The sequence below is a fragment of the Streptomyces sp. NPDC020996 genome (assembly GCF_040641355.1).
Taxonomy (GTDB): domain Bacteria; phylum Actinomycetota; class Actinomycetes; order Streptomycetales; family Streptomycetaceae; genus Streptomyces.
Window position 1 is genome coordinate 78,041 of sequence record NZ_JBFADM010000032.1, and the last position, 11,570, is coordinate 89,610.

At 71.4% G+C, this 11,570-nt stretch carries 12 protein-coding genes; 3 read left to right on the forward strand and 9 right to left on the reverse strand.

Annotated features, from left to right (window positions below; genetic code table 11):
* Positions 1 to 63: 63 nt before the first annotated feature.
* The 4 genes from AB0G63_RS22040 to AB0G63_RS22055 all read right to left on the reverse strand — a co-directional run bounded on the left by AB0G63_RS22040 (position 64) and on the right by AB0G63_RS22055 (position 4,036).
* Positions 64 to 819, reverse strand: coding sequence for an AIM24 family protein (locus AB0G63_RS22040; RefSeq protein ID WP_360752740.1), 756 nt, complete (start codon positions 817 to 819; stop codon positions 64 to 66).
* 18 nt (positions 820 to 837) lie between these two features.
* Complete coding sequence (locus tag AB0G63_RS22045; protein WP_324787609.1) at positions 838 to 1,518, reverse strand: AIM24 family protein; 681 nt, start codon at positions 1,516 to 1,518, stop codon at positions 838 to 840.
* Between the two features lie 13 nt (positions 1,519 to 1,531).
* On the reverse strand, positions 1,532 to 3,307 hold the full coding sequence (locus AB0G63_RS22050) for a TerD family protein (RefSeq protein WP_360752743.1): 1,776 nt from the start codon (positions 3,305 to 3,307) through the stop codon (positions 1,532 to 1,534).
* 132 nt (positions 3,308 to 3,439) lie between these two features.
* The gene (locus AB0G63_RS22055; protein ID WP_360752746.1) at positions 3,440 to 4,036 is read right to left on the reverse strand and encodes a M48 family metallopeptidase; all 597 of its coding nucleotides are present in this window, start codon (positions 4,034 to 4,036) and stop codon (positions 3,440 to 3,442) included.
* A 425-nt stretch (positions 4,037 to 4,461) separates the two neighbouring features.
* Between AB0G63_RS22055 and AB0G63_RS22060 the strand changes: the two genes are divergently transcribed.
* On the forward strand, positions 4,462 to 5,679 hold the full coding sequence (locus tag AB0G63_RS22060) for a TOMM precursor leader peptide-binding protein (protein ID WP_360752777.1): 1,218 nt from the start codon (positions 4,462 to 4,464) through the stop codon (positions 5,677 to 5,679).
* Positions 5,672 to 7,042 (forward strand): AarF/ABC1/UbiB kinase family protein, encoded by a 1,371-nt coding sequence (locus AB0G63_RS22065; RefSeq protein ID WP_360752748.1) that lies wholly within the window; start codon positions 5,672 to 5,674, stop codon positions 7,040 to 7,042. Before AB0G63_RS22060 ends, AB0G63_RS22065 begins: the two co-directional genes overlap by 8 nt.
* A gap of 100 nt (positions 7,043 to 7,142) precedes the next feature.
* Here AB0G63_RS22065 and AB0G63_RS22070 read toward each other — a convergent pair whose 3' ends face one another.
* From AB0G63_RS22070 to AB0G63_RS22090, 5 genes are all read right to left on the reverse strand, one after another.
* Entirely contained in the window at positions 7,143 to 7,364 is a 222-nt protein-coding gene (locus AB0G63_RS22070; protein WP_360752751.1) for a hypothetical protein, read from the reverse strand.
* Between the two features lie 140 nt (positions 7,365 to 7,504).
* Positions 7,505 to 7,828, reverse strand: a complete 324-nt coding sequence (locus AB0G63_RS22075; protein ID WP_351888860.1) for a hypothetical protein — start codon at positions 7,826 to 7,828, stop codon at positions 7,505 to 7,507.
* Positions 7,825 to 8,193, reverse strand: a complete 369-nt coding sequence (locus tag AB0G63_RS22080) for a WhiB family transcriptional regulator (RefSeq protein ID WP_360752754.1) — start codon at positions 8,191 to 8,193, stop codon at positions 7,825 to 7,827. The genes AB0G63_RS22075 and AB0G63_RS22080 overlap by 4 nt, the downstream gene beginning before the upstream one ends.
* 176 nt (positions 8,194 to 8,369) lie before the next feature.
* Complete coding sequence (locus AB0G63_RS22085; RefSeq protein ID WP_360752757.1) at positions 8,370 to 8,690, reverse strand: hypothetical protein; 321 nt, start codon at positions 8,688 to 8,690, stop codon at positions 8,370 to 8,372.
* Positions 8,691 to 8,856: 166 nt separating this feature from the next.
* The gene (locus AB0G63_RS22090; RefSeq protein ID WP_360752759.1) at positions 8,857 to 11,052 is read right to left on the reverse strand and encodes an ATP-dependent DNA helicase UvrD2; all 2,196 of its coding nucleotides are present in this window, start codon (positions 11,050 to 11,052) and stop codon (positions 8,857 to 8,859) included.
* 182 nt (positions 11,053 to 11,234) lie between these two features.
* On the opposite strand from AB0G63_RS22090, the gene AB0G63_RS22095 reads away from it, so the two are divergent.
* Positions 11,235 to 11,477 carry a mycoredoxin gene (locus AB0G63_RS22095; protein ID WP_045559070.1) on the forward strand — a complete coding sequence of 81 codons (243 nt, stop codon included), beginning with the start codon at positions 11,235 to 11,237 and terminating at the stop codon, positions 11,475 to 11,477.
* Positions 11,478 to 11,570 lie beyond the last annotated feature (93 nt).

Below are 11,570 nucleotides of genomic sequence, written 5' to 3' on the forward strand. Positions count from 1 at the left end.
GGGGCCTGACGGTGTGAGGGGTGGCCGCCGGTGGCGGTCACCCCTCACACGTGCTGACCACGGTCAGCTCCAGGCGTTGCCCTGGTTCTGGCTGCGCACGCCGTGCTGCCCCATGCCGTACTGGGCGGCGATGCCCTGCCCGATCTGGGCGTTCTGCGGCGGCATCAGTTCGCTGGGCTGGACGAGCGCGAAGCCGGAGCCCATGAAGCTGAGCTCCCAGCCCTCACCGGTGTTGCCCCGGCGGCGAAACACCCCAGAGGAGTGCGTCTGCGCCTGCATCTGCACCCGCAGGCTCGTCGACCAGGCGACGATGGCGTCGGCGTCGCAGTTGACGTACTTGTCCGGCGTCACCTGCATCAGCAGGGGCGCGCCCGAGGTCATCAGGGCCACCTTGCCGCGGCCGGTGATGTTGAGCTGGTACTTGCCGGAACCGGAGATGCCGTACTGGCTGTCGACGGCGATGACCTCGTGGTGCAGCGAGGAGTCCATCGCCAGCACATAGCTGCTGTCGACCGTCAGCCCGTCCTGCTCCACGTCCATCAGGTGGACGTACTGGGCGAGGTTGGCGAGGTAGACCGTGCCCTGACCGTGGCAGCGCATCAGGTCCAGGCCCTCGCCGGTGCGCGCACGCGCGCGTGCCTGCTGGTTGCTCCGGTACTCCGCGTCGAACTCGACGAGGCCCTGGTAGGCGACCATCGTGCCCTTGCGGGCGAGGACGTCGTCCTGGCCCTCCAGGTTGACACGCAGCATCTGGTGGTTCTGCAGGCTCCAGCGGTCCTGGGTCTGCTGGTCGTTGTAGGCGAAAAGCGAGCTCTGCATGGTTGTTCTGGCTCCCCCTCAGCCCCGGAACCGGAGACGGTCGGTGCTGTCCTCGCTGGGCTGGACGACGACGATGCCCTGACCGGAGAAGGCCATCTGGTAGGCCTCGCCGCTGCCGCGGCCGATCAGCGACTGCGCCTTGAAGCTGCGCTTGCCCTTCACCTTGAGGTTCGGGGACCAGGCGACGAGCGCGTCGGGGTCGACGTACGTCTCGTCCTCGCCGCCGCCGCAGTCGACGACGATCGGCTTGCCCCGGGAGGTCAGCGCGACCCAGCCCTGCCCGGAGATCTTGGTGTTCCACAGGCCCTGACCGGCGAACTTCGCCAGACCCTTGACCCGCTCCACGCCCCACTGCAGGTGCGCGTCGAAGGCGAGCAGGTTCGTGGCGTTGACGGAGATCCCGTCGCCGTTGAGGTTGATGACGACGACGTCGGCGCCGTAGTCGGCGAGGTAGAGCAGGCCGTCGCCGGAGCACTTCATCAGCGGCGCGCCCTCGCCGGTGACCCAGTCGCGGGCGATCTGCCGCACGGCCGGCGGGTTGGGCTCGTACTGGATGAAGCCTTCGTAGGCGACCATCGACCCCACGCGTGCGAGGAGGTCGTTCCCGGTCTGCATGGCGACCTTCAGCATGTGGTTGCCGTGGTTCTCCATGCGGGCCGTGACGGGTGCGGGAGCGTAGCCCGCGAGCGGCTGGTTCATGACGGGCTCTCCCTCAGATCTCGTACGGCTGGACGACGACGAAGTTGCCGGGCGCGGCCCGGAACTGCAGGTTGACGCTCTCTCCGGTGGAGCCGGGGTAGGCGTTGCGGCGCATCCGGACCTGGCTGGAGACGATCACCTGGGCGGCGGCCGACCACGCGACGACGGCGTTGGCGTCGGCGAACGTGGTGGGCGTGACGGGGAGCACGACCGGCGTGCCGTGCGTCTTGACGACGATCGTGCCGGTGCCCTGGAACTGCATCGTGAACAGCGCGCCGCCGGGGATGCCGTGGCCCTCGATGCGGCGGACCTCGTACTGGAGGCTCTCGTCGAAGGCGAGGACGTTCTCGGCGGAGACGCAGATGGCGTCGCCCTGGAGCTCGACCGGGTGCAGGTGGGTCGAGTTCTCGGCGAGGAAGACCTGGCCCTGGCCGGTGCAGCGCATCAGCTGCATCTCCTGGCCGGTCGCGTTGCCGACGAGCCGGCCGGCGAAGCCCGCGCCCTTGTAGCTGAAGTCGACCTTGCCCTGGTAGAGCACCATGCTGCCCTGCCGGGCCAGCACGGGCTGCCCGCCGATGCCGAGGTCGACGCGGATGAGCTTCTGGTTCTGCTGCGTCCAGCGCTGCCCGGTCGGCGTCTCCTTGTACTGCGACAGGGCGGCGGTCACACCTGGGCCCTGCGGCACGCCCTGCGGGGCGCCGTAGGGCGCCTGCGGGCCCGGGGCCTGGCCGAACGGGGGCTGCTGGCCGTAGCCCGGAGGCTGCGGCGGCTGGCCGTAGCCCGGAGCCTGCGGCGGCTGGCCGTAGCCGGGCGGCGGGGTGGGGGCCTGAGGGGCGTGGGGCGCGTGGGGCATCGCGGGCTGGCCGTAGCCGGGCGGCGGCGGTGGAGCGGCCGGGCCGGGAGCCGGGGGCTGGCCGTACGGCTGCTGGTGCGGCGGCTGGCCGTAGGGAGCGGGCGCCGGGGGCGGGACCGGAGAGCCGCCCGGCGGGGTGAGAGGCCCGACGATGGTGGGCGCGGCGTGCACCGACGGCATGGGCGCCGGGGCCGGGGGCGGAGTGGAACCCGGGGGCGGGGGCGGAGTGGCGCCGGGCGGCGGCGCGAAGCCCTGCGCGGCGGGTGCGGGCGCCGGGGCCGGGGCCGGGGCCGGGGCAGGCGCGGGGGCCGGCGGGGCGGCGAACGCGGGCGGTGCGAAGCTCGGGGCGGCGGCGGCCTGGGGCTGCTGCGGGGCCGCTGGAGCCACGGGAGCCGCAGGGGCCTCCTCCTCCAGCACCTCGCCGCCGAAGTTCTTCAGCAGCGCCTCCAGGCCGCCGTCGAAGCCCTGCCCGACGGCGGCGAACCGCCACACGTCCTTCAGGTAGAGGTCGCCCAGCATCACGGCCCGCTCGGTGGAGAACTCAGAGCCGTTGAAGGAGTACCGGGCCACCTCCTCGCCGCCCGCGACGATGCGGATGTATCCGGGGCCGATCTGCGACATCTGCCCGGCACCGTCGATCGTCGCGGTGAAGGACAGCTTCTGGATCTGCGGCGGGATCCTGTCGAGGGTGACCCGGAAGGACTCCGTGTCGCCCGCCTGGGCGCCCAGGAGCTGGATGGACTCCTCAGGGGACTTCGGCTGGTTGAAGAAGATGAAGTAACGGTCGTCGGAGAGCCGTTCGTCGGCGTCGAGACCGAAGCAGCTGATGTCGAAGGTCAGCCCCGGGGCGGCGATCTGCACGCCTACGTACAGATCGGTGCCCGCAGTGAGGTCACTGATCCTGGCCTTGTGGCCGCGTTGGAATTCCCTGGCCATGCGTAACGACCGTCCCCCATCCCGAATGTGAGTGCGTCGCGCCAGGCTAACGGCAAACTCGGACATCGGAGGAGGTCGGTACACACCCGGTACACAACCGCAGCCCCGTGGCCGAGGCGCCCGTGACGGCCGTCACTCCCCGCGATCGCCCGGCGGGTGCGGCAGCCGGCCGGCGGCGGCCACCCCTTCGAGGTAGCCGCGGGCCCGCTCGGTGCGCGGATACGTCTCCAGCAGCCGCCAGAAGCGGGGCCCGTGCCCCGGCACCAGCAGATGAGCCAGCTCATGGAGGAGGACGTAGTCGACGACGTACTCGGGCATGCCCTGCAGCCGGTGGGAGAGGCGGATACTGCCCTCGGCCGGGGTGCACGAGCCCCAGCGGGTGTTCTGGTTGGTCACCCAGCGCACCGACGCGGGCCGCGCCCGCCCGCCGAGGTACTGCTCCGACAGTCGTGCGGCGCGTTCGGCCAGCTCGTCGTCGCCGAGGACCCGCTTGCTCTCCTGCGCGGCCAGTTTGTCGAGCATGACGCTCACCCAGCGCTGCTCCTCCGCCTCGGACATCCGGGCGGGGATGAGCACGACGGTGCGATCGCCCTCGCGGTACGCGGAGACCGTTCTGCGGCGACGGTCGCTCCTGCGGACCTCGATCGCGCTCGCCCCCGAGCCGTTCGGCGGCTGGCTCGTCGTGCTGCGCTGTGGTGTTCCGGCGCGGTGCAGTGGGTCGGCGGGCACGCCCTGACGGTACCCGCTGCTGGCGGGGGAAGTCCTGACTCCGGAACGGTTCGGTGCCGACACCCACCGAGCGTCTGATTCGTACGACGAATACCCACCGCCTGTGGACAACTTTCGGCACCCGCCGGCCCGGCCGGGCATGCTGACTCTCGCCGGCGGAGCCCGACCGGCCACCACCGACCGGGCTCCACCGGCGGACGGGAATGTTCTGAGATGTTCTTCGAGGGCTACGGGGGCCTGTCATGCAGCTGACCGACGGAAGCGATCCGACGCGGCGGAGGAAGCCGATGACCGCGATGACCTCGATGGAGGCGGTGGAGGCGACGGCTGCGGTGGATGAGATGGATGAGATGGATGAGGTGGTGGCTGAGGTGGATGAGGTCGACGCGACGGAGGCGGTCGGCCCTCCTGCTTCGTCCGCTTCCCTGGTTCCTCTCGTGAAACCCGCGCTCAGGCGCGGCTGGCGCGATCTGAACACCGTGCAGTTCGGGATGACCCCGGCGCACGCGATGACGCTGGGCCCGATGGACACGGCGACGGGCAGCTTCCTCGACCTCCTCGACGGCACCCGCGGCATGCCGCTCCTGCGCGAGGAGGGCCGCCGCATGGACCTGCCCGACGGCCACGTCGACGGACTGGTGGACCGGCTGTCGCGAGCCGGCCTCCTGGACGACGCCAAAGGGGGCGGCCCCGCCGCCGACGTCCTGCGCACCAGCAAGCCGGTCCTCGACCGGCTGCGCCCGGACCTGGCATCGATGTCCCTGGTCACCTCCGCTCCCGGCGACGCGATCAGACGCGTGGCCGCCCGCGGCTCACTGCGCGTGCAGGTCCGGGGTGCCGGCCGGGTCGGTGCGCTCATCGCCTGCCTGCTGGCGGGCGCGGGCATCGGCGAGGTCGACGTGCGCGACACCGGCCGGGTCGAGCCGTGGGACGTCGCTCCGGGCGGGCTGCCCGCCGACTCCATCGGCGACCGCAGGGACGAGGCGGCGCGGCAGGCGGTACGCCGGTGCGCGCCCGGCCGCCCGCGCCGCGGCCGACCCTCATCGGCCGGCTCCGGCGAGCCCGGCTTCTCCCTGGTGATCCTGGCGCCGCGGGACGACGTCGCCGTCCACGCGCCCGACCCGGCCACCGCAGGCCCTCTCGTCTCCTCGGGCACACCGCACCTGTACGCCGGGGTGGTGGAGGGGACCGGCGTCGTGGGGCCCCTAGTGCTGCCTGGTGAGACCGCCTGCGCCGGCTGCCTGCACCAGCGGCGCGCGGACCGGGACCCGGTCTGGCCCCGGCTGGTCGCGCAATGGCGCTCGGGATCGGGGCGCTCCCGGCAGGTGCGGCCCTGCGACCTGACTCTGGCATCGTCGGTCGCCGGCCTCGCGGCAGCGCACGCCCTCGCCTTCCTGACCGGCCGGGTCCCGTCCAGCGCCGACGTACGCTGGGAGGTCTCCCTGACCGACCTGAGCTGGCACGGACGGCGGATCCGGGCGCACCCGGCATGCCGGTGCGGGGCCGCGGAGAAAGGTAAGGGGGAACACATCTCCAAGGACGAGGAGTCTCACGAGACAATGGCGGGGCAACGGTCGTCGGAGGAGTCACGCCGTGAGGCGGACGCGGCGCGGCCGGCTGGGACTTGGAGGGCGCATGTCTGATCTTCCCCGCAAGGCGGTCACCCGGACCGCCAAGCTCGCCGCGCTCCCGCTCGGCTTCGCCGGGCGGGCGACCTGGGGACTCGGTAAGCGGATAGTCGGTGAGTCCGCCGAGCTGGTCGGCCGCGAGCTGCAGCAGCGCACCGCCGAGCAACTGTTCAAGGTGCTCGGCGAGCTGAAGGGCGGCGCGATGAAGTTCGGCCAGGCCCTGTCCGTCTTCGAGTCCGCGCTGCCGGAGGAGGTCGCCGGCCCCTACCGGGCAGCGCTGACGAAGCTGCAGGAGGCCGCGCCCCCGATGCCGACCCGCACCGTACACGCGGTGCTCGACGAACGTCTCGGTGCGGACTGGCGCGACCTGTTCCAGGAGTTCGAGGACAAGCCCTCCGCCGCCGCCTCGATCGGGCAGGTGCACCGGGCGGTGTGGCACGACGGCCGCGAGGTGGCGGTCAAGGTGCAGTACCCGGGCGCGGGAGAGGCCCTGCTGTCCGACCTGAACCAGCTGAGCCGTTTCGCCCGCCTCCTGGGCCCCCTCGTCCCCGGCATGGACATCAAGCCGCTGATCACGGAGCTCAGGGACCGTGTCTCGGAGGAGCTGGACTACGGCCTGGAGTCCCAGGCGCAGCAGGTCCACGCCGTCGAGTTCGCGGACGACCCGGACGTCGTGGTGCCCGGCGTGGTCCACCAGTCCGAACAGGTACTGATCACCGAATGGATCGACGGCATCCCGCTGTCGGAGATCATCTCGGAGGGCACGCAGGAACAACGCGACCGCGCCGGCCAGCTCCTGGCCCGCTTCCTGTTCTCCGGTCCGGCGTGCACCGGCCTCCTGCACGCCGACCCGCATCCGGGCAACTTCCGTCTGCTGCCGGGCGATCCCTCCGGCGAGGGGGACTGGCGGCTGGGCGTCCTGGACTTCGGCACGGTCGACCGTCTCCCGGGCGGCCTGCCGACCCCGATCGGCGACTCCCTGCGCATGACCCTCGACGGCGAGGCGGAGGCCGTCTACGAACTGCTCTGCGCGGAGGGCTTCGTCAAGGACTCGATAGAGCTGGACCCCGCGGCCGTCCTCGACTACCTCCTGCCGATCATCGAACCCGCCCGGGTCGACGAGTTCACCTTCACCCGCGGCTGGATGCGCAGCCAGGCAGCCCGCATCGCGGACCCCCGCTCCCCCGCCCACCAGCTCGGCAAGCAGCTCAACCTGCCCCCGGCCTACCTACTGATCCACCGGGTGACGCTCAGCACGATCGGCGTCCTGTGCCAACTGGGATCGACCGTGCGGCTGCGGGACGAGCTGGAGGAGTGGCTGCCGGGATTCCTGCCCGACGACGACCTCGACGAGGAGGAGACGGCCGCGGAGGCGTGAGGCCGCGGCCCGGGACGCCGGGACTCCCGACCCCGGCAGCCCGGCTCCGGCCTCCCAGGTCCTGGTCTCCCCGGTCCCTCCCTACCCTGGTCTCCCCGGCTCACCACCAGGCGGAGTCAAGCCTGCCTTCGATGGCTCTGAGGTTCTCCCGGGAGCAGGCGTCGCAGATGTACTGGCGGACGCCGTTCTCCACCGAGCAGGTCCAGGTGGGCTGCGGGGCGTCGGCCCGGGCGCCGCAGCGGGCGCACACCAGCACGCCCGGCTCCTCAGGGGCCGCGTCAGGGGAGCCGTCGTCGTCACTGCCTCCGGAAGGACTCGTCACCCGGCGACGATAACGCCGCCGTCGGCGTACCGGATACCGCGGACACAGCACCGCGGGGGCCGGTCCGTCCGGACGGACCGGCCCCCGCGGGGAAACTCCCGCCTCCCGGGCGGGGAGGCCACTGCTTCAGACGAGGCGGGTCACTGCATGACCGCCATGGCGAGCGCCCGGCGGGCGCGCAGCGAGGCGCGCTCGGCCCGGCGCTGCATCCGGCGGGCGGCCGCCAGGCGCACTGCCCGGCGTTCCCGCTCCGCCTCGTCCAGCCGGTCGTGCATATGGGCACGAGCCAGGGCTTCTTGGATGAGTTGCATCTCTCGGGTCCTGTTCTGGCGCGAGTCGGTCGCGCCGGTGGTGGTGAAATCTTCGATCGCGGAGCCTGCGGGCTCGGTGGTGGACGGCTTCATCGGGGCCTGCTTCTTGGGGTCGTGCGTGAGGGGACGGTCGATCGTTCCTGCGGTGTTCATGCCGTGACCGGGTTCTTGCGCGGGCGGCCACGCGGCCGCTTCCGGGCGACGACGACACCCTGCACGAACAGCTCGCCACCCCAGACGCCCCAGGGCTCACGCCGCTCCTTGGCCCCGGCGAGGCAGGCCTCGACCAGCGGGCAGGTGCGGCAGAGGGACTTGGCGTACTCGACGTCCGCCGGCGACTCGGCGAAGAAGACCTCCGGGTCGTAGGAACGGCAGGGGACGGGTACGCCGAGGTTCTCGATGGCGTCGTCGAGCGCGGTGAGCGCGGTGAGCGGGGTCAAGGCGGAGTCCTCCGTGAGGCCGGGCGGGGGGATCGTTTCGGAAGGCGGTACGGACGGGGCGTGCGCTTCGAGTTGCACGGTTCGTCTTCCTCGTCTGGTCGTTCCGGCCCTGTTGGGCCGGGTGGCGGCTGGTACCGGGTTCTTTTCTTGTCCCGAGGCCCCTTCGGCTCCGTCGTCCCGCTTGAGGGAAAACAGAAGGGCCGCGGATCCCGGATGGGGTTCCGCGGCCCTGAAGGCGCCGGCCTGATCGGCGATCAGGCTGGATCACTCCAGGGTTCTGGCCCACGGAAGGCCCACATCAGGTGGTGCTGCGTCTGCTTCCGGCTTCCGGCACCGGCTGCCGTAAAGGCATAGGCCTGCGCCTGTGCCGCTACTGCTTCCAGTGCCTTGGTCGGTCGCTCATTGCGCTCACGAACGGGAAGACCCGCGAGAGACACGGAGGACGCCGGACGCACGGCACGAATGCCGGACAGACCGGTGCCCTGGTCCGAGGCGCCGAGCATGCACAGGGAGGCGACGACCGAGCGATCGGTCAATTTGACGGTGCTGATGGAACCGGCGTTGATGTTGATCACTGGACTCGCCTCCTCTCGGCGTCTCGGGGGACTGGGGGTGATCCAGTCCGACGGATATGCAAGTACATCACGGAATCAGGGCCTACGAGAAGGCCTCCGTCCCCGTGGCTAAGAACCTATGGGGATCGCTGGGGCATGCGCAAACTATTTTTTCGACGAGTTCGAATCAGTCATCGCCGTCGTCCTCCGCGAGGTCTTGACCGGCGCAGATGGCCAGAACTTCGGCCCCGTAACGGTCCAGCTTGCGTCGGCCGACCCCGGGGATCCGCGCCAGCTCGTAGGCGTCGTCCGGCACCGTCTCGGCGATCGCCATCAGCGTCTTGTCGGTGAAGACGCAGAAAGCGGGCTGTCCGCTGCGCCGCGCCTGGACGGCACGCCAGCCGCGCAGCCGCTCGTAGAGCCCCTCGTCCATGTCGGAGGGGCAGTCCTCGCAGCGCATCAGCTTCATCTCACCGGCGTCGGTGAGCGTGCGTCCGCACACCCGGCAGCGGGCCGGGGTGCGCTGAGTGCGCCGCGGCACGGCGTCGGCCCTGCGCGTCGTGCCGCGCTCGACGCCCGCGGAGACGCCTGCCGCCGAGCGGCCGACGGCGGCGGTGGACCCGGGGCGCAGTCCGTCGAGGAAGCGGCTGGGGCGGCGGTTCGGCCGGCCGCCGGGCGAGCGGGAAAGCGCCCAGGAGACGTACAGGCGCTCCCGGGCGCGGGTGACGCCGACGTAGAGGAGGCGGCGTTCCTCCTCGATCTGCTCGTCGGTCCTGGCGTAGGTGATCGGCATCATGCCTTCGGCGACGCCGACCAGGAAGACGGCGTCCCACTCCAGGCCCTTGGCCGAGTGCAGGGAGGCGAGGGTGACGCCCTGCACGGTCGGGGCGTGCTGGGCGCTCATCCGCTCGTCGAGCTCAGCGACGAGGTCGCCGAGGGTGGCGCCGGGTCGGGCGGCGGCGAAGTCCTGCGCGAGGTTGACGAGGGCGGCCAGGGATTCCCAGCGCTCCCTGACGGCGCCGGACCCGGCCGGCGGCTGCGGCGTCCACCCCTCCCCGGACAGCACGGCACGCACCTGGGAGGGCAGGTCCACGGTGTCGTCGAGGAGGGAGTCGTTGCCGCCGAAGCGGGCCGCGCCGCGCAGGGCGATGCTCGCCTTGCGGACCTCTGGCCGCTCGAAGAACCGCTCGGCACCGCGCAACTGGTAGGGGACCCCGGCGTCGGCGAGGGCCTGCTCGTAGGTCTCCGACTGGGCGTTCGTGCGGAACAGGACGGCGATCTCGCTGGCGGGGACCCCCGCGTCGAGGAGGTCACGGATGCGGCGGGCGGCGCCCTCTGCCTCGGCGGGTTCGTCGGTGTACTCGGTGTAGACGGGGTCGGGGCCCGACTCGCGCTGGGAGACCAGCTCCAGGCGGTGGTCGGCCGCGCGTCCGCGGGCCTGTGCGAGCAGGCCGTTGGCGAGGTGGACCACCTGGGGGGTGGACCGGTAGTCGCGGATCAGCTTGACGACGGTGGCGCCGGGGTGGCGGATGCGGAAGTCGAGGAGATGGTCGGGGGTCGCCCCGGTGAACGAGTAGATGGTCTGGCTGGCGTCTCCCACCACGCACAGGTTGTTCCGGTCGCCGAGCCACAGCTCCAGCAGGCGCTGCTGGAGGGGGCTGACGTCCTGGTACTCGTCGACGACGAAGTGCTGGTACTGGGAGCGGACCTGCTCGGCGACATCGTGCCGGTCCTGGAGGATGGCCACGGTCAGCAGCAGGACGTCCTCGAAGTCGATGACGCCCCGCTCCCGTTTGAGGTCCTCGTAGACGGAGTAGAGCTGGGCGACCTCCGCCGGATCGCGCGGTACCTCACGGGCGGCCTTGGCGGCGGCGGGCGCGTAGTCGGCGGGGACGGTCTGGGTGACCTTGGACCACTCGATCTCCGCGGTGACGTCCCGCAGCTCACCGCGGTCGAGGCGGATACGGCAGGCGGCGGCCGCGTCGGCGACGAGCTGGATCTTGCGGTCGACGAGCCGGGGCATGGAACCGCCGATCGCTTTCGGCCAGAAGTACTGCAGCTGGCGCAGGGCGGCGGAGTGGAAGGTGCGGGCCTGGACGCCGTGCGCGCCGAGCTGGCGCAGCCGGCCTCGCATCTCGCCCGCGGCGCGGTTGGTGAAGGTGACGGCCAGCACGCTGGAGGGCTGCAGGATGCCGGCGCGCACTCCGTAGGCGATGCGGTGGGTGATCGCCCGCGTCTTGCCCGTGCCGGCGCCCGCCAGCACGCACACCGGACCGTGCAGGGCGGTGGCCACCTCGCGCTGCTCGGGGTCGAGCCCGTCGAGCACCGCGTCGGCCGAGTCCGGTACCTGCGGGAAGAGGGTGGAGTGCGTTGCTGCTGTCACACCGCCATGCTGCCAGGTCGCCGGAGACGGGTGAGCCCGTTGTCCACAGGCACGGTCCGACAGTCGTACGAATGCGGCAGGCATCACGTCCGTTGAGGCGCCATGGGCGGGAATGGTCGCCGTTTCACCTACGTTGCACCCCTGCGAGCATTCATCCCCTGCAGCTGAGGAGCATGAGAGACATGCCGGGAACTGTGACGATGTACAGCACCACGTGGTGCGGCTACTGCCGCCGGCTGAAGAGCCAGATGGACCGCGAGGGCATCACGTACAACGAGATCAACATCGAGCAGGACCCGGAGTCCGCCGCGTTCGTGGAGAAGGCGAACGGCGGGAACCAGACGGTTCCGACCGTCCTCTTCCCCGACGGTTCGACGCTGACGAACCCGTCGCTGGCGCAGGTGAAGCAGAAGATCGGCGCGTAAGCGCTTCGCGCCGCGTACGGAAGGCGGCTCCCGAGGTGTGAATACATCCTCAAATCCAGGGCATTATGTCCTAAATGTCCGCCCTGGCGGAGG

What these genes read in the sequence shown, in the direction of transcription:
- AB0G63_RS22040 (WP_360752740.1), bottom strand. Translation starts at nt 819, where the DNA reads ATGCAGAGCTCGCTTTTCGCCTACAACGACCAGCAGACCCAGGACCGC.
- AB0G63_RS22045 (WP_324787609.1), bottom strand. Translation starts at nt 1,518, where the DNA reads ATGAACCAGCCGCTCGCGGGCTACGCTCCCGCACCCGTCACGGCCCGC.
- AB0G63_RS22050 (WP_360752743.1), bottom strand. Translation starts at nt 3,307, where the DNA reads ATGGCCAGGGAATTCCAACGCGGCCACAAGGCCAGGATCAGTGACCTC.
- AB0G63_RS22065 (WP_360752748.1), top strand. Translation starts at nt 5,672, where the DNA reads ATGTCTGATCTTCCCCGCAAGGCGGTCACCCGGACCGCCAAGCTCGCC.
- AB0G63_RS22075 (WP_351888860.1), bottom strand. Translation starts at nt 7,828, where the DNA reads ATGAACACCGCAGGAACGATCGACCGTCCCCTCACGCACGACCCCAAG.
- AB0G63_RS22095 (WP_045559070.1), top strand. Translation starts at nt 11,235, where the DNA reads ATGCCGGGAACTGTGACGATGTACAGCACCACGTGGTGCGGCTACTGC.